Here is a 23,265-nt window from a genome sequence, read left to right as displayed (position 1 = left end):
AAACCAAGCGGGTGATAAAAATTCCTTCTCCATCCTAGGTACCCGCGTTACTTTCTACTCCGCTGGTTACAAATGCCAGTTTCCATCCTTCTTTACCCAGCTCATTCATTTTTGAGGTGATCACTGCATCATTGGAAGCAATGTTTTGAAAGTTGATACCTCCAATACTAAAGAAGTTAAGCAACTTAGTTTCTGAGAACGTATCTATTTTAACGTTGCTCCGTTTAACATTGCTTTGCTCGCTTTCTTTACCGTTAACTCTTTCGGTAGTAAAGTCATTTACATTGACATCGGTTTTGTTTTCAATAATGCGGGATCTACCCAATCCGGCAGGTACAATCGACTCGACTATGGTTACAACTTTGTATTCCTGAGCTGAAGCTGCATAGGAGATACTGCCTAGACAGAAGATTAATAAAAGCTTTCTCATCTGGATAAATTTTTCAGTAAAGTAATAAATTATGGAGGTACTTGCTCGCTCATTCAAGTTCAATAGGTTGTTTCTGCATTTTACCCTTTAAGTTAAGAAACAAATCTTATTTTTAAAGCCGGTTATATGTTTTACCAGTTTAGTTGATTTATATGGAATATCGTCGTTTAGGAAAATCAGGATTACAGGTAAGCGCCTTGTCATTAGGCAGCTGGCTGACTTTTGGACATCAAATTGAGGACAGCGTTGCTGAAGAATTGATGGATATCGCTTATGACAGCGGGGTGAACTTCTTTGATAATGCCGAAGGTTATGCCGGGGGTAAGTCAGAGATAGTTATGGGTAATATCCTTAAAAAGAAAAATTGGGACCGCAGTTCTTATATCGTTTCCAGTAAGATCTATTTTGGTGCTGAAGAGAAAAAGCCAAACATGACCGGCCTTTCTAAAAAGCATTTGTTTGAAGGTACGCATAACGCGCTAAAGCGTTTGCAGCTTGATCATCTGGATTTGCTATTCTGCCATCGTGCTGATCAGAATACTCCGATTGAGGAGACTGTTTGGGCCATGAATCAATTAATTCAACAGGGCAAGATTCTTTATTGGGGCACCTCGGAGTGGACCGCTTCTGAGATAATGCAGGCGCATTACTTTGCGGCTAAAAACCATCTGGTACCTCCAACGATGGAGCAGCCGCAATACAATATGCTATGGCGGGAGAAGATGGAAAAGGAATTCCTGTTGTTATTTCGAGACTTTGGAATGGGTACCACGATCTGGAGTCCATTAGCTTCAGGCTTATTATCCGGAAAGTACAACGAAGCCGACCCTAACGATACACGATTCGCACAGATAGAAAGTATTGGCTGGCTGAAGGAACGCTGGCTGAAACCGGAGAATCTGCAGAAAGTAAAAGGTCTTAAAGGTATCGCCGATCGTTTGAGTATTCCGGTTGTTAAACTGTCGCTGGGCTGGTGCCTTAAAAATCCGAATGTCAGTACAGTGATCCTTGGTGCTTCTAAAACGTCTCAATTAAAAGAGAATTTAACAACATTAGAGATCTTGCCGTTAATCGATGATCAGGTGATGGCCGAGATCGACAGTTTACTGGGAAATAAACCGGAGTTTATAGAAGTGTAGCGGAATCACAATAATTTAAAATCAAAACGCTTTCAAAAAAATGCTGCTTAATCTGTATATTTAAGTAGCTAACGGTTTGATATGAGAAAATTTATTATTCTAATAGCATTACTCTTCTTTGTAGGAGAAGGCTTTTGTCAGCAGTTGGTAAGCAGAGTAAAAATTAACAACAATTTTCTCACTAAAGAAAGAAACGAAAAAAAAACGACAGGTTGGATTTTGTTAGGAACGGGACTTGGCGTTGCTGCCGTGGGCGGTATCATTCAGCTTTTGCATGAAAATCAACGTGAGGGGTTTAATTTTGATTTCACCGGAACCTATATAGCCATTGGCGGAGGTGTAGTTGCCTTAGCCAGTATTCCTTTTTTTATTAGTGCCGGTAAAGAAAGCCGCAGCACAAGTCAAATTAGTCTCAGTAGTCAGCCAATTTTACTCAAGGAGCAAAACACCCTGAAGTTAAAATCAGTCCAGGGCTTGACTCTGAAGGTGAATTTTTGAATTGTTTAAATGGTAAATTAAACCCAGAAACACAAATTGGTAGTGCTTTTCGATCCATAATTTTAGATGAGAATACTCCTTAGAGTAAGATCGAGTATCGACTAATGTTCGCCAGCTTATACACTCATCCCAATACACTTTATCAAATCTCGGTCAACGCAAAAGTATCCTGCACACGAACACCTTTTTCGGTCTGCTGCAGTGTGCAACACTCATTTACCGCGTCATGCTCGAAATACAGAATATAGTCGTTTTCTACAGCCTCTTTTAAAAAGGCTTTTTTCTCCATCAGGGTCTGCAACGGAAACATATCATAAGCCATTACATAGGGGAGAGGCAGATGTGCAGTAGAGGGCAGCAAATCAGCCATGTAGACGATTGTTTTATCGCGATAGTTGATCTGCGGAAGCATCATCGCATCGGTATGCCCATAGGCGAACCGGATCTTAATACTTTCTGTAAATGCTACGCCATCTTCAGTGTCAACAAATTGAAGCTGTCCGCTTTCCTGTATGGGAAGAATGTTTTCTTTCAAGAATGATGCTTTTTCACGATCGTTTGGATTCACCGCCCAGTCCCAGTGCTTCTCATTACTCCAATAGATGGCATTATCAAAGGCGGGTCTAAGCTTTTCGCCTTCGCGAATAATTGAGCCACCGCAATGGTCAAAATGCAGGTGAGTTAGAAAAACATCGGTGATATCGCTTTTAGAGAAGCCATGCTTTGCAAGCGACTTATCGAGCGTGTCATCGCCGTGCAAATAGTAATGCCCGAAGAACTTTTCGTCCTGCTTATTACCCATTCCATTATCTATCAGGATCAGCCGATCGCCGTCTTCAACCAGCAAGCAACGCATAGCCCAGGTGCACATATTATTGTCATCCGGCGGGTTCAGCTTTTGCCAGATACTTTTTGGCACTACGCCGAACATCGCGCCGCCGTCCAATTTAAATAAGCCGGTATCAATGGTGTATAGATTCATAGGTTTGGTTTGATGATTTTGACGAGGATATTAATCAATGAATACACAAGATTAACAATTTTTATGATGTGGAGATTTCCCAAGATCGATTGTTTTATTCTTTTTCAGTAGAGTTTGGTACATGGGCAAAACAAAAAAATCCGTAGCGCAGGTAAATTCAGCCCTCTATTGTATAGGACTTGTTCAGGTCTTATCCGTGTCTTGCCGCTAATTTAGCGGCAAGACACGGACCTGTTACGAACCAGACCAGTACCAGCTAAGTATTTTCCTTCAATATGTTAAACAAAAAAGGCCCGCATTTCCGCAGGCCCTTTCTGTTAATATTTAAACCAAATTTATAAATGGATCACTTCGCCGTAAGCATCAGCGGCGGCTTCCATAATGGCCTCGCTCATGGTAGGGTGGGGATGTACCGATTTAACGATATCCATTCCGGTAGTTTCAAGCTTACGTGCAACCACTATTTCGGCGATCATCTCGGTAACGTTGTTCCCGATCATGTGGGCGCCGAGGAATTCGCCGTATTTGGCATCAAAGATCACTTTTACGAATCCGTCTTTCGTGCCGGCGGCACTTGCTTTACCCGAGGCGGAGAAAGGGAATTTACCTACTTTGATCTCATAACCCGCTTCTTTGGCTGCCTTCTCCGTATATCCTACAGAAGCGATTTCCGGTGAACAATACGTACAACCAGGGATATTATTGTAGTCTAATGGCTCTGGGTGATGACCTGCAATTTTCTCAACGCAGATAATTCCTTCGGCAGACGCCACGTGAGCCAAGGCCTGACCTTTTACAATATCGCCAATAGCGTAAACGCCTTCGATATTGGTTTTGTAGAAATCATCAACCAGTACACGGCCTTTATCTGTTTTAACACCAACTTCTTCCAATCCAATGTTTTCCAGGTTGGCAGTTACACCAACCGCGGAAAGAACGATGTCGCATTCTAAGGTTTCAGTTCCGGCTTTCGTTTTAACCTGAACCTTACAGCCATTTCCAGAAGTATCGACAGACTCAACATTAGAGCTGGTCATAATGGTGATCCCCGCCTTCTTTAAACTACGCAACAATTGTTTGGATATATCTTCATCCTCTACCGGTACGATGTTATCAAGATACTCTACTACTGTTACCTTGGTACCCAAAGCATTGTAGAAGTAGGCAAACTCGACGCCGATAGCGCCGGAACCTACAACAACCATTGATTTAGGCTGCTCAGGCAATACCATTGCTTCGCGGTAGCCAATTATTTTCTTTCCATCCTGCTTTAAGCTCGGCAATTCACGTGAGCGGCCACCGGTAGCCAGGATTGTATTCTTTGCGCTATACTCTTTTACCGATCCATCAGCCGCCGTTACATCGACCTTGCCGCCTTTTTTAATCTTACCGGTTCCCATGATGACGTCGATCTTATTCTTTTTCATCAGGAACTGCACACCCTTGCTCATTCCATCAGCCACACCACGACTGCGCTTTATAATAGCACCGAAATCCGCCTTTGAATCCTGAACGGTAATCCCGTAATCGGCAGCGTGGGTGATATACTCAAATACGTTGGCGCTTTTTAACAAGGCTTTGGTTGGAATACAACCCCAATTTAAGCAAATGCCTCCTAATGATTCGCGTTCAACAATAGCGGTTTTGAGGCCTAACTGAGCTGCACGAATGGCTGCCACGTATCCGCCGGGTCCGCTTCCAATAACGATGATGTCGTAATTCATATAATCTATGTGTGAGGATTCAATAATTGTCGCCAAATCTAAGAAAATAGTCAGCTAGTGAAAAATGTTTCCGCTGATAAGCGAAGGCCGCCGCCTTATAATATACCTTAAAACGGAAATGTCTAAAAATAAGGAGGTTGTTAACAATATCTTAATATGAATTAAGAAAAATGGTTTCTATATTTGCGCAAAATTTAAAAAAACAGCAAAGAACAAATTTTATGAAGAGAATTTTACTTTCTACTCTTGTACTCTTACTGACGGCATTCAGCACGTTTGCCCAGGTGACTACGAGTAGTTTAACTGGTACCGTTAAAGACTCAAAAGAAGCTTTAATTGGCGCGACAGTGAAGGCAATACATGATCCAACCGGAACTTTCTACGGAGCATCCACCAATGCTGACGGCCGTTTTAGCATTCAAAACATGCGTGTTGGCGGACCCTACACCATTACAGTAACCTATTTAGGTTACGAACCCGAAACTCTTAATAACGTTAGCTTAAAATTAGGCGAGCCATTTAATTTCAATGTCGTTTTGAAACAAAGTGGAGTAAGCTTAAGTGAAGTTGTTATTGTAGGCACTCAGGATGCAGTTTTTAACAATAAGAAAACAGGTGCTTCCACTTCGATCAGCAGAGAACAAATTGAAGCTTTACCTACGTTGAGCAGATCATTAAGTGATTACTACCGTTTAACTCCTCAGGCAAATGGTAACTCATTTGGTGGTGCAAACAGTCGTTATAACAATATCACGATTGATGGCGCTGTAAACAATGATGTTTTTGCTGCCTCAAGCTCGGCTATTACTCCGGGAAGCGGTTCTAATACTCAGCCAATTTCTTTGGATGCAATTCAGGAGATTCAGGTAGTATTAGCGCCCTACGACATCACTTACGGAAACTTTACCGGTGCCGGTGTAAACGCTATTACCCGTTCTGGAACTAACAAAGTTGAAGGTTCTGTTTATGCTTTTGGCAGAAATCAAGGTACAGTAGGCACGCAGCCGAATGGGGTTAAGTCAAATGATTTCAGCAATTATCAATATGGTGTCCGCGTAGGTGGTCCAATCGTAAAAGACAAATTATTCTTTTTTGTAAACGCTGAGCTGGGTCGCGTTAAAACTCCAAGCGTATTAAATGCAGGCGAGAATGGTTCCCTTTTAACCACAGCTGATGCTCAGAACCTGGCTAACTACGTACAAACTACTTACGGATATGATGTTGGTGGTTTTGGTGAAGTAAATAGTCAGACGCAAAATGATAAAGTTTTCGGAAGATTAGACTGGAATATTAATAATGCAAACCAGTTAATGCTTCGTCATAATTACATCAAGGCGTTTGATGATGTGTTTTCACGTTCAAACAATAACTTTAAGTTCGGTAATAACGGTGGAAGGAATAATAACGATCAGAACATTTCTGTGTTAGAATTACGCAGCCGTATCTCTCAGAACTTGTCAAATAACTTGTTGTTAGGTTATTCAAGAATTCGTGATGCACGTTCAATATCAGGTTCATTATTCCCGCATATACAGATCAACAACTATAACGGTTCAGGAAACCAGATCAACTTTGGTTCTGAGCGTAGCAGTACTGCTAATCAGTTAGATCAGGATATTTTCGAACTGACTAATAACTTCAAGATCTTTGCAGGAAACCACACATTTACGGTAGGTACACACAATGAGTTTTTTAAATTCAGAAACCTGTTTGTAAACAATCGTTACGGTTACTGGCAGTTTAACAACCTTGCTGATTTTATGGCTGCCAAGCCTGCCCGGGTTGAAGCAACTTATCCGTTAACTGATAATCCAGGTGAAGCTCGCTTTAGCGCTGCGCAATTAGGTTTTTATGCCCAGGATGAAATCCAGGTTTCTCCGGAATTGAAATTAACTGCCGGTTTACGTATTGATATTCCTGTTTTTGGAGACAAGCCAGAAAGAAATGTTTTGGCTGAGACTGCTTTTGGTTACAGAACAGATGTTACTCCTAAAAGCAGACCATTGGTGTCTCCACGTATAGGGTTCAACTTTGATCCGTTTGGTAACAGAAGCCTTCAATTCCGTGGTGGTTCAGGTATCTTTACCGGACGTGTTCCGTTTGTATGGCTTTCAAATCAGTTTACCAACAATGGTGTTTTGTTCGGAACAGTATTCCAGAACAACCCAACAGCCTTTCAACCTGACCCTAATCAGCAGTCGACTGCAGGTGGTACACAAAGCACTTATGAGTTAAACTTAATCTCTGATAACTTTAAGTTGCCACAGACGTTCCGTAGTAATCTTGCTGCTGACTTCAAATTGCCTGGTGGCATCGTAACTACTTTAGAAGCGATCTATAATAAAACTCTAAATAATATCGAGTACTCTGATATCAATATTCAGGGTGTTAGAGGAACACTAAACCCTGCACTTAGCGGAGGTAACGATTTAAGACCAACTTATGGTGGCAAAGTAAACTCTACGGTTACCAATGCAATTCTATTGACTAACACAAGCGCTGGATCTTCATATTCACTAACCGCTCAGATGCAGAAGTCGTTTATGTTTGGTTTAAATGCATCGATTGCTTATACTTATGGTGAGGCTTTAGATAAGAATAGTGGTACCAGCTCAACGGCACGTTCTAACTGGCAGTTCAATCAAATCGTTTTAAATCCAAACGATGCTGAAACGTCTTTCTCCAGATTTGATATTCGTCATCGCTTTGTTGGTAGCTTAAGCTACGGCGTTAAATACGGTAAAGGAAAATTATTCGGAACTTCAATCGCTGCATTCTATGCCGGAAGATCTGGTGAGCCTGTAAGTTATCTTTATTTTGGTGACTTGAACGGTGATGGTGCTAATCAGAATGACTTGATGTACATTCCTAGGAACGCATCAGAGATCAAGCTTAACCCACTGCCAGCAACAACTACACTGCCTGCATTATCTCCTGCAGAGCAATGGGATGCTTTAAATACTTTTATTGAAAATGACTCTTACCTGAGTGGAAGAAGAGGTCAGTACGCAGAGCGCTTTGGTGCACGTATGCCTTGGGAACATGCTTTTGATGTGAGATTATTACAAGATTTCGGTGGTTTGATTGGAGCTAACGCAAACAAGATTCAGTTATCTGTTGACGTGTTTAACGTAGGTAATTTGATAAATAAAGATTGGGGCAGAGCTTACTCATTGGGTAACAACGCCAGTACATTAATCAATTACTCATCAAGCAACGGTGGTGGTTACACTTTCAGAACTCCGGCTGGGGGAACTGCTTATGGTGTTGACCAAATCCGTTCACGTTGGGCTGCACAGTTTGGTGTTAGATATATCTTTAACTAGTCTAGCTTCTAGGTTAAAAAAACCCGCCCTTAACAGGAGCGGGTTTTTTTATGGCTCAAAATTTGAAGATTAAATAACAATACACTATGTCTGCTTGCTTATCTTCGCAGACCAAAAAATTTATACAGATATCCATTGACTGGATTCTTATTACAACTAATAATTAAAACATGAAAAAAATGAAACTTATAGCTTCTATGCTGTTGGTTTTTGTCCTCCTGATGGGCAATATGGCCAAGGCAGATGAAGGTATGTGGCTGCCGATGCTTATCGGTAAAAATTACGAGCAGATGAAAAAACAGGGCTTTAAGCTAACCCCTGAAGATCTGTATAGTGTAAACAAAGCCAGCATTAAAGACGCCATCGTTTCTTTCGGCGGATTTTGTACTGGTGAGATCGTATCTAAAAACGGATTGATCTTTACCAACCACCATTGTGGATATAATGCAGTAGCATCTAATTCAACTCCGGAAAATAACATTCTTGATAACGGATTTTATGCTAAATCTCATGCTGAAGAAAAAGCCATACCCGGACTGTTTGTACGTTTCCTGGTGCGCATGGAAGATGTCACTCTTAAAGTAACAGCAGCACTGGCTGGTGTTACGGATGGTGAAAGAGCTGCTAAAATAGCCGAGATTAGTAAAAAGCTTTCGGCTGATGCTACATCGGGTACAACCTCTGAGGCAGAAGTGAAGGATGTCTATAAGGCTAATCAGTTTTTATTATTCGTTTACGACCGCTTTACAGATATTCGCCTGGTAGGTGCTCCACCGCAGTCTATTGGTAAGTTTGGTGGTGATACAGACAATTGGGAATGGCCACGTCATACCGGTGACTTCTCGATCTTCAGAGTGTATGCGGGTGCTGACAACAAAGCTGCTGCTTACAGCGCCAGCAATAAACCTTATACTCCGAAAAAGTTCTTACCGGTGTCAATAAAACCGATTAAAAACAATGATTTCGCGATGGTTTACGGATTTCCGGGCCGTACAGACCGCTATTTGACCTCATACGGTGTAGCACTGGCAACTGAAAAAACCAATCCGACTACCGTTAAGCTTCGTGACATTCGGTTGAAGGCATGGAAAGAAGAAATGGATAAAAGTGTAGATACACGTTTAAAGCTATCTTCTTTGTACGCACAGATTGCCAATTACTGGAAATATTATATAGGTCAAACCGAACAGCTTAAACGTCTTAATATTTACGAGGAGAAACAAAAACAAGAAGCCAAATTCACTGCATCGGTTAAATCTGATTCTGTTTATGCAGGCTTGATGGATGAGTACAAAAAAGCGTACGCCGCTTACGAGCCTTATGCAGTGCATTTAACTTACCTTAGCGAAGGCCTGCTTGCGTCTCCATGGGCGCGAAATGCTTCGCAGCTAGGCAGCGCTTTTAATGCTATGACAGAGAAGAAAGATGATGAAGCATATATTGCGCGTGTTAAAGAGAATTTAAACAGCATGGTAAATACCTATCAGGAAACTTACAACGAGATTGCTGATAAAAAAATATTTGCACAGCTACTAGCTTCTTTTTACAATGATGTTCCTAAATCTCAACATCCTAAGTTTATTACCACAATTGCCGAAAAATACTGGAAGGGTTCACCGGAAGCAACGTTTAAAAACTATGCTGACTATCTATGGGCAAACAGCAGCCTGATAGATCCGGCTAAATTGCGTACATTCCTTACCAATCCCAATATGGCTGCCCTTGAAAAAGACCCAGGTTATGAGTATGCGAAGAATTTAAATCCTCAGGAATACATTAAGAATAACTTCGGTAGCATCACCACCGATTTCGCTGCTGCGAAAAACAAACTGGATAACTTGTATTTAAAAGCGATGCTTGCAAATAATAAAGGGAAATTAATTTATCCTGATGCAAATTCGACGATGCGTATTTCATACGGACAGGTACAGAACTATTCACCTAAGGACGGGATCACTTATGATATCACAACTGATATTGACGGGATGGTAGCTAAATACCAGAAAGGTGATGACGAGTTCGATCTTCCTCAATCATTGCTTGACGCTTATGCAAAACGCGATTTCCGCGAGTATGGGGAGAATGGTACGCTGCCTGTCAATTTCATATCTAATAATGATATTACAGGCGGTAACTCGGGTTCACCGGTTATCAACGGTAACGGCGAGCTAATGGGTTTGGCTTTTGATGGCAACTGGGAGGCAATGAGCGGTGATATCGCTTTTGATAAGAACTACAAGCGTACTATTTCTGTTGATGCCCGTTTTGTATTATGGTGTATCGACGTGTTAGGCGGGGCTAAGAATATTATTAATGAACTTGATATCCGCAGGGAGAAAATTCCGGTTGATAAGAGTAAGTTGATCATGAAGTCTAAGTAGGCTCTTAAACGATTTAAAGAAGTCCCCTCAAGCTATATGTTTAAGGGGGCTTCTTTTTTAAAGGTGATGTGCTTCAACGTTTGAATATTCTGTAACTTGAATGTTCAAACTGATTTTATGAACTATCTTCTGCTCATTATCGCTTTTTGCGTGAGCGTTTCTGCAAATGCTCAGAATAAATTGGTCTTCATAAATGTAGACAACGGCGAGACGATCTCCATTAGTCAGAAAGATTTAGTCCGACTCAGTTATGAAGGGTATATGGAACAACCTCAGGAAATAGAGGGGACGGTATTGGCTATAGGCGATAGCATCATTCATATTTCACCTCTCAAAAAATTCCTGAAGAAGAAGGGGCCAGAACAAACAATAATTATTCGGGATATCACAGGTTTCCGGCGTTACTCTAACTTTAGGCCAACTGCCGAGATTATATACGGAGTTGCAGGAGTTGGCATAACGGGCGCTGTGGCCGCCATTATCAGCGAAGCCAGCGTACCGACCGCCCTAACTTTCTTATCTGCCGCAGGCACACAAACAGTGACAACCGCTTTAAAGAACGCTATTTTCCCGAACCGGATAAAGAACCATTTAGATAGAGGCTGGTCAATGGAGGTTAATCCAGATAAATAGACTGACCTTGCCTAATGGTAAACAAATTCTCCGAACTCGGAACGGATAGTTACTTGCTTTGTATCTGCTTGCTCTACACGACCAACAATTCGCGCTTCAATATTGAATGACTGTGAAATATCGATAATTGTTTGTGCGATCTCTTCAGGCACGTAGAACTCCATTCGGTGACCCATATTGAAGACTTTATACATTTCCTCCCAAGCAGTGTCTGATTGATCCCTGATCAGCTTAAAAAGCGGTGGCACCGGGAAGAGGTTGTCTTTGATGATATGCAGGTTATCGATAAAGTGCAGTATTTTGGTTTGTGCTCCGCCACTGCAATGAACCATGCCATTTATTTGACTGCGGTATTTTTCCAAGATCTGTTTAACAACCGGTGCATACGTACGGGTAGGAGAGAGTACTAACTTTCCTGCATCGACCGTTAAACCGCTTTCTACCTCTATTTTATCTGTAAGCTTTTTATTTCCAGCAAAAACCAGTTCATAGGGAACTGAAGGGTCATAGCTCTCCGGATATTTATCAGCGACATATTTATGGAATACATCATGACGGGCTGATGTAAGGCCATTTGATCCCATACCGCCATTGTATTCAGTTTCATAAGATGCCTGACCAGATGAAGATAAACCAACGATTACATCTCCTGCCTGAATGCGATCATTTGAGATAACATCCTCCCTTTTCATCCGGCAAGTCACCGTAGAATCTACGATGATCGTGCGCACAATATCGCCCACATCTGCGGTTTCGCCGCCCGTTGAGTAGATGCCGATACCGAGATCACGAAGCTCTGAAAGAATGTCTTCAGTGCCGTTGATGATCTCTGCGATTACTTCTCCGGGAATTAGGTTTTTGTTTCGCCCGATGGTAGATGAAAGCAGAATGTTATCTGTCGCACCAATGCAAAGCAAATCATCAAGATTCATGATGATAGCATCCTGTGCAATACCACGCCATACGGATAGATCGCCGGTTTCCTTCCAGTAAATATAAGCCAATGATGATTTTGTACCGGCACCGTCAGCATGCATAATGTTACACCAGTCTGCATCACCACCCAGGATATCAGGAATTATCTTGCAGAAAGCTTTAGGGAAAATGCCCTTGTCAATATTTTTAATAGCATTATGAACATCTTCTTTACCGGCAGATACGCCGCGCTGGTTGTATTTGAGATCAGACATGGCGACAAATTTAGGTTTAAGACTTGAGATGTAAGACATGAGATTTGAGATTGTCGTTATAGCCTGGAACTTGTCTTAATAGACATGTTCGGGTTTGTCATAAAACAATAAAGTTCCGCCGAAGCAGAACTTTATCTAAAATCTAATTTCTCAAATCTATTTAATAAACAATAATTCCCTGAACTTAGGTAATGGCCATGATTCATCATCAACCAATTGTTCAATTTTGTCTACGTGGTAGCGAAGTGGCTCAAAATAGCTTTTCACCTTCTCATCATAAGCAATGGATTTCTCCCTGGTATCTTCAATGACATTAGCTTTTTTACGTTCTTCGATCATTTCATCAACGTTTGTTTTGATAAAATTGATGTGAAGAGCTAACGCATTGATTATTTCAAGCTGCGCCTTGTAGCTTTCCGGTTTTAAGCCGATCTCCTTTAAACCGCAGACACTTTCAACGAGTTTGCTTTGATAAGCAATAGCAGCGGGAATAATGCTGGTTTTAATCATTTCACCCATTACCCGAGCTTCGATCTGCAGTTTTTTGTAAAAACTCTCCAATAAGATATCATGACGGGCATGGATCTCGCGCTTATTGAAAACGGCGTTCTTTTCAAACAATTCTATAGATTTCTCACTGATATATGCATCAAGGGCTTTTGGAGTAGTTTTAATATTCGACAATCCCCGTTCTGCAGCCTCTTTTTCCCACTCCTCACTGTAACCATTTCCCTCGAAACGGATATTCCGGGATTCTTTGATGTATTTCTTAACAATGGTTAAGATGGCAAGATCTTTTTTGTCACCTTTTTTGATCAGCTTATCTACCTCGACCTTAAATTTAACCAACTGATCAGCAACGATGGTGTTCAGGATGGTCATTGGCGCGGAAGAGTTAGCCGAAGATCCGACTGCACGAAATTCAAACTTATTACCAGTGAAAGCAAAAGGAGAAGTACGATTACGATCTGTATTGTCAAGCAGGATACTAGGTACTTTAGGGATTCCGTGCCATAGATTAGGATCTTCCTTCACCTTTTTAGTTACTCTTGAGGTTTCAGTTTCATCAAGTACTTCATTCAACTGACTTCCCAGGAAAATTGAGATTATTGCCGGCGGGGCTTCGTTAGCACCTAAGCGGTGATCATTATTTACCGAAGCAATTGAAGCACGCAAAAGGTCTGCATGTTCGTGAACTGCACGCACAATATTTACAAAGAAGGTTAAGAACATCAGGTTGTTCTTCGGAGTTTTTCCGGGTGACAAAAGGTTCTTGCCTGTGTTGGTAATTAAACTCCAGTTGTTATGTTTTCCGGAACCGTTAATACCGGCGTAAGGTTTCTCATGTAATAACACTTTAAAATGGTGACGCTTGGCTACTTTGTCCATTAGGTCCATCAGTAATTGATTGTGATCAATTGCCAGGTTAATTTCTTCGTAGATAGGCGCACATTCAAACTGCGAAGGGGCTACCTCATTGTGACGCGTTTTCAGAGGAATACCCAACTTTAAAGCCTCGGTTTCAAAGTCAAGCATGTAAGCATACACACGCTCCGGAATCGTTCCGAAGTAATGATCTTCCAGTTGCTGGCCTTTAGCTGACATATGACCGAACAACGTGCGGCCAGTCATGGATAAGTCCGGGCGGGCATGAAATAAAGCGGTATCGACAAGAAAATACTCTTGCTCAATTCCCAATGAGGCATTTACCTTTTCTATCGATTTATCAAAATAATGACAAACGTCTGTAGAAGCTTTATCGAGGGCAGAAAGAGCTTTCAACAGCGGTGCTTTGTAATCAAGTGCTTCGCCAGTATACGATACGAAAACAGTTGGTATACATAAGGTTTTGCCAGAAGCACTTTCAATAATAAACGCTGGTGAAGAAGGATCCCAGGCAGTGTATCCACGGGCTTCAAAAGTATTACGAATTCCACCACTAGGGAAACTGGATGCATCCGGCTCTTGCTGAACAAGTGCATCACCTGAAAAATGTTCTATTGCTGAGCCATCGCTCGTAGGCTCGAAAAATGAGTCGTGTTTTTCGGCGGTGGTACCGGTTAGGGGCTGAAACCAGTGTGTATAATGTGTTGCACCTTTTGCCATAGCCCATGCTTTCATGGCTGACGCTACCTGGTCTGAAACCTCCCTGTGAAGAGACTCTCCCAGATCAATCGAGTTGTTAAGACTTATGAATGCTTCTTTTGATAAGAAATCTTTCATTTTCTTTTTATCAAAAACATTTACTCCGTAAAAATCTGAGATTTTTGATGATGGAGGTTTTACTTCAGGGATTGTTCTGGAAAGCACGGCGTTTAAAGCCTGAAATCTTAAAGTTGGCATATTGGGTCTGTTTTTTTGATGAATCATGACAAAAGTAGGTGATTGATTCTAATTTTTACGTTAAATATTGAAAAAGTTATCAAAAAAATCATAAAAAACCGATTTTTATACAAAAAAGCTAAAAAATAAGTCCTTTTATTAAGATTGAGGAATAAGGTCGGTTAACCATGCTTTGATAATTTAATCATTCCAAATGATTCCATGCTGCCATTAATGTCTTTAAACTGCGACATCATTAAGTCAGTATCCAAGGCTGTTTTTTTTATGTTTATACAATTATATACCTTGCGGATAATGGTTGCGCTTACATTGTTACCGGTCTCGCTAGGTAAAACAACCCGCCTCTTATTGGGGTATATATTGAATCTAACTTTCGGAAATGAGATTTTATCGCTTAATGCTTCTTGTTTTTTCGCTATTTGTGTTCGATAATGTGTCGGCTCAAAACAATGAGATCACCATGTCTAAATCCCCGTATGTTCCTTATTTAGTAGGTGGCTTAAACTGGACCAGTATTTCCGGTTTTGAAAATGACTCAGCGATTAGTCCTTTTGCTACATTTAATGCCGGGATTGGGGTTTTGACAATGATCAATAAATCAGTTCCGTTAAGTTTGACGGTAGAAGCTTCCTTTTCTGAACAGGGTTTTAAATTGGACAACGTAAATAGAAATTCGAGTGCGGAATACATGAAATTCAGGTATGTTAACATTCCTGCAATAGTGCGATTTAATTTATCTAAAACCTCCAATTTCTATGTTGGAGTAGGCCCTCAGGTTGGATTTTATATTGATGGCAACATCACTACTAAAGGCGGATCCAAGTTAGATTTTCGCGAAGGCACTGTCAATAAGACCGCTTTTGATGCAGTTGGTACCATAGGCACATATTTAAATGATAAGGCGGATATGGGTATTGAATTACGCTTCCAGGGAGGGTTAAATAAATTTATGATCAATGAACCTGAGTACCGGCATAGTGTTTTGCAGCTTAGGATGATTTTGCCTATGTTTTTTCTATAGGTGCCAACTATATTGAATAATACATGTTCTGAGATGCTAATTCGAGCAATTTAGACCAGCCTAACAACTTATTAAGAAATTGACAATTAGACTCCTTAGCTAATTAGCAAATTTTCCTACTTTTGGGCTTCTTTTCAAAACCCCCGTAACATTGGAAAAATTGCAACAGACAACCGTAGAAACTGCTAAAGACCTGGGATTGCTTCCTGAAGAGTTTGATCGTATTAAGGAGATTCTAGGGCGTACTCCTAATTTTACCGAGCTTTCTATTTTTTCGGTCATGTGGAGTGAACACTGCTCCTATAAAAACTCAATTACCTGGTTAAAAACACTTCCTAAAGATGGTCCGCGAATGCTTGCCAAAGCAGGAGAGGAAAATGCTGGTATGGTTGATCTTGGTGACGGTGTTGCCTGTGTTTTTAAGATAGAGTCTCACAATCATCCGTCGGCATTGGAACCCTACCAGGGAGCTGCAACTGGGGTGGGTGGTATAAACCGCGATATTTTTACCATGGGTGCGCGTCCTATTGCACAATTAAACTCTCTTCGGTTTGGTAATCTCGACTCTGAGCGTAATAAATGGCTTTTAAAAGGCGTGGTTAAAGGCATTGGTGATTATGGAAATGCATTTGGAATTCCCACGGTTGGCGGAGAGTTATTTTTTGATGATTGTTATACTATAAATCCATTGGTGAATGCAATGTCTGCGGGTATTGTTGAATCTGGAGGAACTGTTTCTGCAACCTCCTATGGAGTTGGAAATCCGGTTTATATTGTGGGTTCAGCAACCGGTAAGGACGGGATACACGGGGCGGCCTTTGCCTCAAAAAACATAACCGAAGATTCCGTAAACGATCTTCCTTCAGTACAGGTAGGAGATCCTTTTCAGGAAAAGCTATTACTTGAGGCGACTTTAGAAGTTATTAAAACAGGGGCCGTTATCGGAATGCAAGATATGGGAGCCGCCGGTATTATCTGTTCAAACTCAGAAATGAGTGCGAAAGGCGAACACGGTATGCGCATAGACCTTGACAAGGTTCCTGTACGGCAGGAAAATATGAAGCCTTTTGAGATCCTTTTGTCAGAATCACAGGAGCGGATGCTCATTGTAGTTGAAAAAGGTCGAGAGGAAGAAGTGCAAGCAGTTTTTGACAAGTGGGATTTGAATTGTGTTGAAATAGGACAAGTTACAGATACCAAGCGTCTGGAGTACTATATGAATGGTCAACTGGTAGCAGATGTTCCTGCAGATGATTTGGTTTTGGGTGGGGGTGCTCCGGTATACCAACGGGAATATCGTGAACCTGCTTATTACCAGGAAAATAAAAAATTTAGTATTGATGGTGTTCAGCAACCGGAAGATCTTAAGGCCGTTGCCAGTCACCTGGTAGCACATCCTAATATTGCTTCTAAACGCTGGGTAACTGAACAATACGATTCAATGGTTGGTACGGCCACTATGACTACCAATAAGCCAAGTGATGCCGCTGTAGTAAATATTAAGGGAACTGAGAAAGCGATTGCTTTGACTGTTGATTGCAACTCCAGATATGTTTACGCTGACCCGCAAAAAGGATGTGCCATTGCGGTTGCAGAAGCTGCGCGTAATATCACCTGCGCAGGCGGAGAGCCAGTAGCCATTACTAATTGCTTAAACTTTGGTAACCCGTATGTGCCCGAAGTGTATTGGCAATTTGTGGGTGCTATCAAAGGTATGAGCGAAGCTTGCACCAGGTTTGAAACTCCGGTAACCGGCGGGAACGTTAGCTTTTATAATCAGTCATCTGATGAAGGACCGGTTTTTCCAACTCCAACTATCGGAATGTTGGGAGTGCTGGACGATGTTAAAACTTTCATGACCTCTGACTTCAAGAAAGAAGGAGACCTGATATACCTGGTAGGTGAAAGTGTAAATGATATTTCGTCATCTCAATACCTGGCGTCGTATCATGGCATCACTGCTTGTCCGGCTCCTTTTTTCGATCTTGAAAAAGAGTATGCTATGCACCAGGTGATTAAGCAGTTAATTTCTCAGGGCTTGGTTTCATCAGCACATGATGTGTCAGATGGTGGCTTATATATTACTTTGCTTGAATCGTCTATGCCTAACGGATTAGGATTCTCTGTAGAAACTGATGGAGACATCCGCAAAGATGCTTTCTTGTTTGGCGAGGCTCAAGGCCGAGTAGTAGTATCGGTGAAGCCGGAAAACCAGGATGCTTTTGTTGAGTTACTGGCCACTTCTGAAACTGACTTCAGCTTACTTGGTGAAGTTACTTCCGGAGAGTTGCTTGTGGATGAAGAAAGTTTTGGTGTAGTAGGTGAATCAACAAGAGTATTTAATCATGTATTGCATGAAATATTAGGAGCCTAAGCTCTTAGTGTTAATAGATTATAGTCAACGCTGACAGGTTCGATCCTGTCAGCGTTTTTGTTACTGAAAGGCTGACTACGCGGGAAATTGCAAGATGCCTCCGTTTGCCAACAAACTAACCATAGTTACAAATGCCCTTTAAATACTCATTTCATTACCTGTAACTTTGCAATTCAATTGATATGCTCAACATAACTAGTGTACATCATATAGCAATAATTTGCGCTGACTATCCTGTCTCAAAGAAGTTTTATACTGAATTGCTCGGGTTTGAAATTCTGTCAGAGACTTACCGTAAAGAAAGAGATTCTTTCAAGCTTGACTTAAAAGTAGGGGACATACAAATAGAGTTATTTTCTTTTCCTGATTCAGCGAAACGATTAAGCCGGCCGGAGGCACAGGGATTACGACATCTGGCTTTCACCACGGATGATATTGATAAAAGCGTTAAAATGTTGCGAGCAAAAAATTTAGAGGTTGAAGCCATTCGTGTCGATGAGATTACTGGAAAGCGCTTTACCTTTTTTGCAGACCCTGACAATCTTCCCCTTGAGCTCTACGAAAAATAATATTTTCAAGTTTAAGCAGTTCGACGTTGATCAAAGCGGCTGTGCAATGAAGGTTAATACCGACGGTGTTCTGCTTGCGGTGATGGCAGACGCGGTGAGGCCGCAAAATATTCTTGATATCGGTACAGGTACAGGTGTGATTGCTTTGATGATGGCCCAGCGCTTTTCGTCTGCCAGGATTGTCGCTGTAGAAATCGATAAAAGCGCCGCCTCTACAGCCAACAATAATTTTTCAAAGTCTGTATTCAGTTCCCGGTTAACAGGTCATCATTCCTCTTTTGAAAATTATTTTGAAGATAATCGAGGTGCTAAGTTCGATTTGATTATTTCGAACCCTCCGTTCTTCATCGGATCATTGAAATCTGATGATCCATTAAAGACAATTGCCCGGCATACTGATCAGTTTTTTTTTGAGACTTTACTTCAGAATTCCGTACTGCGCCTTGAAGCGAACGGCCAGCTTCTTATGATCCTTCCGGTAGCACTTTCGGGAATGGTGCAAGGACTGGCTTTGAGACACGGCCTACACCTTCACAAGAAAATTAGCATTTGTTCTTTCGCTAATGATAAGCCACACAGACATGTTATTTCTTTCGGATTCAAACCTAGACAAGCCGAACAGGAAGATTTCGTTATTTACAGCCGCTTAAAAGAATATTCCGCAGCATACTGCCGCCTCTTAAAAGATTTCTTTACAATTTTTTAGAAAGAAACCTCACCTCAGAGACTTTTCTTCTTTAACCTTTCGTTGGCTTGTTTAATTGGTCTAAAAGGCCCATATTGGTGCTGATTCTCTGAAAACCCGTTATTGTAGGGGCCAAAAGGATAATCAAACGGTTTTGTCGAAATATCTGGCCAGTCAAAGTTTATATTGTAATTAGGTCGCGACTGAGAACTGATGTAGGCTGCAATATCCCAGGCCTCCTCGTTACTCACTTGTGGATTTTCGTAGGTGGTTCCAAAAGGCATGTTGTTCTTGATAAACCCGGCTAATCTGCTCAGTCGATGCATGCCAGCACCTGAGTTGTAGCTATGGGGTCCCCACAATGGAGGGTAAGTAAAGGCGACAGAATCATACCTCAACAAACCTTCTCCGTTGCTGCCATGACAGATTTTACATTTCTTTAAATAAAGCATCCTCCCTGTTTGCGGATTAGCTGCCCTGTTCAAAAGTGGAAGACTCTCAACCCCTTCGTCCTGTATTTTATCTTCTTTGCTTACATCTTTCCCAACCCACTTAAAGTAGGCTACAAATGCACGCATTTCCTTACTTAGGCTGTCTATTTTTTGTCCATTGAGACTTCGTTGCAGACAATCATTCACTCTAAACTCGATGCTTTCTATACGGCCGCTCCTTGGGCGATATCTGGGATAACCAGAGGAAACCTTAGCGAAGTTATTACTGAAGCTTTTGGTACCGGCACTAAGGTGGCAGTTTTGGCAATTCATGCCATTTGAGATGTGTGCAATACTTCCCCTCGGACCTAAATACTCCGAAGTATTGGTAATTAGCTTCTGGCCATATCGAATCAACTCGCCTTCTCTGGTTCGCGGAATTGTATTAGTATCAGGTGCTACCCATGCCTTAACACGAGTTGCCTTTGCAGATACATTGGTTTTATTTAACGCGGTTTTCTTTTTTCCCTTAAAAGATTCGTTATAAACGTAGACACCGGTAAATATTAATAGTATAATCAGTATCCCGGTTATAATCTTATGCCGCATCTTTTATCAGGTTTCATATCTGCTGTCTAAGAAGCTGTAAAACCACAGATTGTTTGTTAGCCCGCAAAACAATAAGCGCAACCGCGTTCCTGAGCCCTGTTTATAGCCCATACACCCGATGGTACCACCTGGATTTCCGGTAAGATACCAGCGACCCACTCTTCCTTAACGTCTTCAGGTTGAAGCTTCATAATTTCAGCTGCCACAGCACTATAAACGGTAAGTGCTACGTCACAAACGCCGAACAGTACACCGCTCTGCTGCAGTTCATTTATTCCAATGGCCACATTTCCGATACCGGGTATCTTGTAATCACCTGGTTTTGGTTGCCAGAAGGGATTTCTCATTGCAGCGGTTTTAGTTGCCGGATCATCTGCTTTGAACATTTCGCCAAATTTGTATTTTTTCCAGAGACTGTCTTCCATAGCATATGGGATGGCATCGTGTCTGAGGATCACCATAGCTGTGCAATCTTTTTCGTCAGAACCTGTTTTTTGATTCGTTAACAGGAATACTCTTGGCCATGCGAAAGGCATAATTTCATGAGGTCGGGTGGCATCAAAGACCATCTTGTGTTTGCCTTTAATTTTATCAAACCAGGCATCTACAGAACTCATGGAAGAACTTAAATTTTGAGCATGGCTATCCAGTGGGTTGACTAAACCGGATAAACCGATCACTGCTGCGCCAGCGGCAACTGTTTCTATAAAGCCGCGGCGGCTTGTTGCGTGTTTTGATGAGAGTGACATGATGAATTATATTTAGAGGATTATAAATCAGATTATAGTCAGTATTTAAATATTCAACGGATGATAATATCCATAAAAACATAGTCATACAAATGACCACTCTTAAATTTACGAAACTTTGTTCGTTTTTAAAATGACTTGTTGCAACCCAGAAATGCAGTAAACCACTTAACCATCATGGTAAATTCCGGTTAAGTGGTATTTGTTCAATTACAGGTTGGTAATGGGGAAGGGGCGCTTGTTGTATAATTGTTTCCTAGCCAGCAGTTGCCGGTCCCAGTTCCGTCCCAGATTAAATCTACGGCAGGAAGAAAAGGTAATGGTGATGGTCGGGTCGCGTTGTTTACCAGGTTATTGTCAACTACCCTGGCGAAATCAGCATTGGGTTCAATATCAAATGCTGCTGGTGGAATATTAGCAATCTGGCCAATTGTTAGAGAACTAAATATTCCAATTCCCAAAAAGTCATTTTCTTTTACCTGGTTCTGTTCAATGGTGGTATGATCAGTTCCAACTATAAGAATTCCAATCCCGCTAGGCACAATGGATTCAAACCCGCCATCCGCGGGAGCAAAATTAACATGGTTATTGTCAGTTACAATATTTTTGCTGATCAGAATTCCAGAAGATTCTTTTAATAGCAACTGGGGCAGCAGAACCGCGAGTATGCCGGTTACATTGTTATAGCTGTGGTTCTGAAGAACCTGTACGTTGGAACAGTTCTCCACTTCAATGCCAAGAACATTCTCAAAGGCAGTGCAATGACTAATTTCTATATCAGTTGACTGACCTACATATATGCCGGTATCTGAGTGCCCGCTTGCAGTGCAGTGTTCTATCTTTCCGTTGCTACATACTACAGGGAAGAGGCCATATTCTCCGTTATCAATGGTGATAACTTTCCGGAGAGTGAAACCATCCACCCTGACTAAAAGGACACCATTCTCCTCAAATCCCTGAACAGTTACGTTTTCGAGCGTAAATCCATCGCCATTAGATCTAACGGTAATTCCATTTTCTAATTCTCCGGGATTATTAATCACAACTTTTCCAGTACCTCTGATGGTTATGCCCGGCTTGTCTACCAATACTGAATCATTGTAAACACCTGGCATAATCTTGATAACGTCTCCTGGGCTAGCATCATTAACCGCTTGCTGAATAGAGCCACCCGCTTTAACAGTGATGTCCGGTTTGTCTTTTATACTTGCTTCTGCGCCTCTATTAGTCACATCCAGGCTCGGTTCAGAGTCTTTTTTACAACTAAACAACACGCTAAAAAACAGAATTAGTAATAGTGTAACCTTCACCTGGCTACTAGAATGCCGATTCTTAGATTTCGTGAAAGTTTTCATTTGAACCTCCTTTTTAAGTTGATTAAATAAATAGATTAAATAAAAATTTATTAAGTTTTGACTTTAAACAGCGTTGCGGTTTGGTATGATACCTTCGTGTATTTTAGGTACAACGTATTAACGTACTTTCAGAATCTGGGTCTTATCTCGATCTAAATAAGGGCAGCCTGGGCTCAAAAACAAAAGGGATAATCGAGGGTGCTATTAAATTTACAGATATATTTTGCTTCTTATCCGAACAAATAACCTGTGAAACACTTCACAATTAGCATATTTTAGCTGCACAAAATGCACAGCTTAGAGTTAATATTTATATGGTTCGGATCGGCTTAATTTCAGACACCCACAGTTTTCTTGATGAGTCGGTTTTTCGACATTTTGAGCAGTGCGATGAGATCTGGCATGCTGGCGACTTTGGGAATTTGGAGCTCGCAGAAAAGCTTTCGGCATTCAAGCCATTAAGGGGAGTATATGGCAATATCGATGCAAATGATATTCGCCGCAAATATCCCGAGCATTTAAAGTTTGGCTGTGAGCAGGTGAATGTTTGGATGACTCATATCGGCGGTTATCCGGGTAAGTACAATCCGAAAATAAGGGCAGAAATAAACCAAAATCCACCCGACCTGTTCATATCTGGGCATTCCCATATTTTGAAGGTTATGTTTGATCCGAAAATACAATGTTTACACTTAAATCCCGGAGCTGCGGGAAAAGAAGGTTGGCATAAAGTGCGCACATTGCTTCGGTTTTGCATAACTGAGAAAAATATCCATACATTAGAGGCTATAGAATTGGGTATTAGATAATGTTTAATTTACACTAA

General features: G+C 41.4%; 18 protein-coding genes. 10 read left to right on the top strand and 8 right to left on the bottom strand.

Annotated elements, in window-relative coordinates:
* Positions 1-34: 34 nt before the first annotated feature.
* Entirely contained in the window at positions 35-430 is a 396-nt protein-coding gene (locus tag AC1MCB_RS07970; protein ID WP_479968215.1) for a hypothetical protein, read from the bottom strand.
* Positions 431-582: 152 nt separating this feature from the next.
* On the opposite strand from AC1MCB_RS07970, the gene AC1MCB_RS07965 reads away from it, so the two are divergent.
* Positions 583-1,569, top strand: coding sequence for an aldo/keto reductase (locus AC1MCB_RS07965; RefSeq protein ID WP_479968214.1), 987 nt, complete (start codon positions 583-585; stop codon positions 1,567-1,569).
* Positions 1,570-1,650: 81 nt separating this feature from the next.
* Positions 1,651-2,067 carry a hypothetical protein gene (locus tag AC1MCB_RS07960; RefSeq protein WP_479968213.1) on the top strand — a complete coding sequence of 139 codons (417 nt, stop codon included), beginning with the start codon at positions 1,651-1,653 and terminating at the stop codon, positions 2,065-2,067.
* A gap of 142 nt (positions 2,068-2,209) precedes the next feature.
* Here the strand turns inward: AC1MCB_RS07960 and AC1MCB_RS07955 are convergent, their stop codons facing one another.
* Entirely contained in the window at positions 2,210-3,049 is an 840-nt protein-coding gene (locus AC1MCB_RS07955) for an MBL fold metallo-hydrolase (protein ID WP_479968212.1), read from the bottom strand.
* Positions 3,050-3,384: 335 nt separating this feature from the next.
* Positions 3,385-4,773 (bottom strand): dihydrolipoyl dehydrogenase, encoded by a 1,389-nt coding sequence (gene lpdA, locus AC1MCB_RS07950; protein WP_479968211.1) that lies wholly within the window; start codon positions 4,771-4,773, stop codon positions 3,385-3,387.
* 221 nt (positions 4,774-4,994) lie between these two features.
* Between lpdA and AC1MCB_RS07945 the strand changes: the two genes are divergently transcribed.
* From AC1MCB_RS07945 to AC1MCB_RS07935, 3 genes are all read left to right on the top strand, one after another.
* A complete protein-coding gene (locus AC1MCB_RS07945) occupies positions 4,995-8,099 on the top strand; it encodes a TonB-dependent receptor (protein ID WP_479968210.1) in 3,105 nt (1,034 codons plus the stop codon).
* Between the two features lie 170 nt (positions 8,100-8,269).
* Positions 8,270-10,480, top strand: a complete 2,211-nt coding sequence (locus tag AC1MCB_RS07940; RefSeq protein ID WP_479968209.1) for a S46 family peptidase — start codon at positions 8,270-8,272, stop codon at positions 10,478-10,480.
* Positions 10,481-10,597: 117 nt separating this feature from the next.
* Positions 10,598-11,113: a hypothetical protein gene (locus tag AC1MCB_RS07935; protein ID WP_479968208.1), complete on the top strand. Its 516-nt coding sequence runs from the start codon at positions 10,598-10,600 to the stop codon at positions 11,111-11,113.
* A gap of 11 nt (positions 11,114-11,124) precedes the next feature.
* Here the strand turns inward: AC1MCB_RS07935 and AC1MCB_RS07930 are convergent, their stop codons facing one another.
* A complete protein-coding gene (locus AC1MCB_RS07930) occupies positions 11,125-12,303 on the bottom strand; it encodes an AIR synthase related protein (RefSeq protein ID WP_479968207.1) in 1,179 nt (392 codons plus the stop codon).
* A 156-nt stretch (positions 12,304-12,459) separates the two neighbouring features.
* A complete protein-coding gene (locus AC1MCB_RS07925; RefSeq protein WP_479968206.1) occupies positions 12,460-14,646 on the bottom strand; it encodes a glutamine synthetase III family protein in 2,187 nt (728 codons plus the stop codon).
* Positions 14,647-15,025: 379 nt separating this feature from the next.
* On the opposite strand from AC1MCB_RS07925, the gene AC1MCB_RS07920 reads away from it, so the two are divergent.
* The 4 genes from AC1MCB_RS07920 to AC1MCB_RS07905 all read left to right on the top strand — a co-directional run bounded on the left by AC1MCB_RS07920 (position 15,026) and on the right by AC1MCB_RS07905 (position 19,316).
* Positions 15,026-15,667, top strand: coding sequence for an outer membrane beta-barrel protein (locus tag AC1MCB_RS07920; protein ID WP_479968205.1), 642 nt, complete (start codon positions 15,026-15,028; stop codon positions 15,665-15,667).
* Between the two features lie 151 nt (positions 15,668-15,818).
* Complete coding sequence (gene purL / locus AC1MCB_RS07915; RefSeq protein WP_479968204.1) at positions 15,819-18,041, top strand: phosphoribosylformylglycinamidine synthase subunit PurL; 2,223 nt, start codon at positions 15,819-15,821, stop codon at positions 18,039-18,041.
* A 182-nt stretch (positions 18,042-18,223) separates the two neighbouring features.
* Positions 18,224-18,610, top strand: coding sequence for an SMU1112c/YaeR family gloxylase I-like metalloprotein (gene gloA2, locus AC1MCB_RS07910; protein WP_479968203.1), 387 nt, complete (start codon positions 18,224-18,226; stop codon positions 18,608-18,610).
* 46 nt (positions 18,611-18,656) lie between these two features.
* Positions 18,657-19,316 carry a tRNA1(Val) (adenine(37)-N6)-methyltransferase gene (locus AC1MCB_RS07905; RefSeq protein ID WP_479968202.1) on the top strand — a complete coding sequence of 220 codons (660 nt, stop codon included), beginning with the start codon at positions 18,657-18,659 and terminating at the stop codon, positions 19,314-19,316.
* Positions 19,317-19,330: 14 nt separating this feature from the next.
* On the opposite strand, the gene AC1MCB_RS07900 is transcribed toward AC1MCB_RS07905, so the two are convergent.
* From AC1MCB_RS07900 to AC1MCB_RS07890, 3 genes are all read right to left on the bottom strand, one after another.
* Entirely contained in the window at positions 19,331-20,335 is a 1,005-nt protein-coding gene (locus tag AC1MCB_RS07900; RefSeq protein WP_479968201.1) for a c-type cytochrome, read from the bottom strand.
* Between the two features lie 56 nt (positions 20,336-20,391).
* Positions 20,392-21,084 carry a twin-arginine translocation signal domain-containing protein gene (locus tag AC1MCB_RS07895; protein WP_479968200.1) on the bottom strand — a complete coding sequence of 231 codons (693 nt, stop codon included), beginning with the start codon at positions 21,082-21,084 and terminating at the stop codon, positions 20,392-20,394.
* Between the two features lie 206 nt (positions 21,085-21,290).
* Positions 21,291-22,439, bottom strand: coding sequence for a parallel beta-helix domain-containing protein (locus AC1MCB_RS07890; protein WP_479968199.1), 1,149 nt, complete (start codon positions 22,437-22,439; stop codon positions 21,291-21,293).
* A 314-nt stretch (positions 22,440-22,753) separates the two neighbouring features.
* On the opposite strand from AC1MCB_RS07890, the gene AC1MCB_RS07885 reads away from it, so the two are divergent.
* Positions 22,754-23,248, top strand: coding sequence for a metallophosphoesterase family protein (locus AC1MCB_RS07885; RefSeq protein ID WP_479968198.1), 495 nt, complete (start codon positions 22,754-22,756; stop codon positions 23,246-23,248).
* The last annotated feature ends 17 nt before the right edge of the window (positions 23,249-23,265 follow it).

Source organism: Daejeonella sp. AP26 (genome assembly GCF_056680515.1).
Note: the sequence above shows the minus strand (reverse complement) of the source record. Positions and strands in the feature narration are given on the sequence as shown.

Coding starts and splice junctions, on each gene's coding strand:
- AC1MCB_RS07920 (WP_479968205.1), top strand. CDS start 15,026: ATGAGATTTTATCGCTTAATGCTTCTTGTTTTTTCGCTATTTGTGTTC.
- AC1MCB_RS07895 (WP_479968200.1), bottom strand. CDS start 21,084: ATGTCACTCTCATCAAAACACGCAACAAGCCGCCGCGGCTTTATAGAA.
- AC1MCB_RS07970 (WP_479968215.1), bottom strand. CDS start 430: ATGAGAAAGCTTTTATTAATCTTCTGTCTAGGCAGTATCTCCTATGCA.
- AC1MCB_RS07905 (WP_479968202.1), top strand. CDS start 18,657: ATGAAGGTTAATACCGACGGTGTTCTGCTTGCGGTGATGGCAGACGCG.
- AC1MCB_RS07965 (WP_479968214.1), top strand. CDS start 583: ATGGAATATCGTCGTTTAGGAAAATCAGGATTACAGGTAAGCGCCTTG.
- AC1MCB_RS07940 (WP_479968209.1), top strand. CDS start 8,270: ATGAAAAAAATGAAACTTATAGCTTCTATGCTGTTGGTTTTTGTCCTC.
- AC1MCB_RS07960 (WP_479968213.1), top strand. CDS start 1,651: ATGAGAAAATTTATTATTCTAATAGCATTACTCTTCTTTGTAGGAGAA.
- AC1MCB_RS07935 (WP_479968208.1), top strand. CDS start 10,598: ATGAACTATCTTCTGCTCATTATCGCTTTTTGCGTGAGCGTTTCTGCA.
- AC1MCB_RS07900 (WP_479968201.1), bottom strand. CDS start 20,335: ATGCGGCATAAGATTATAACCGGGATACTGATTATACTATTAATATTT.
- lpdA (WP_479968211.1), bottom strand. CDS start 4,773: ATGAATTACGACATCATCGTTATTGGAAGCGGACCCGGCGGATACGTG.
- AC1MCB_RS07930 (WP_479968207.1), bottom strand. CDS start 12,303: ATGTCTGATCTCAAATACAACCAGCGCGGCGTATCTGCCGGTAAAGAA.
- AC1MCB_RS07955 (WP_479968212.1), bottom strand. CDS start 3,049: ATGAATCTATACACCATTGATACCGGCTTATTTAAATTGGACGGCGGC.
- AC1MCB_RS07925 (WP_479968206.1), bottom strand. CDS start 14,646: ATGCCAACTTTAAGATTTCAGGCTTTAAACGCCGTGCTTTCCAGAACA.
- AC1MCB_RS07890 (WP_479968199.1), bottom strand. CDS start 22,439: ATGAAAACTTTCACGAAATCTAAGAATCGGCATTCTAGTAGCCAGGTG.
- AC1MCB_RS07945 (WP_479968210.1), top strand. CDS start 4,995: ATGAAGAGAATTTTACTTTCTACTCTTGTACTCTTACTGACGGCATTC.
- gloA2 (WP_479968203.1), top strand. CDS start 18,224: ATGCTCAACATAACTAGTGTACATCATATAGCAATAATTTGCGCTGAC.
- AC1MCB_RS07885 (WP_479968198.1), top strand. CDS start 22,754: ATGGTTCGGATCGGCTTAATTTCAGACACCCACAGTTTTCTTGATGAG.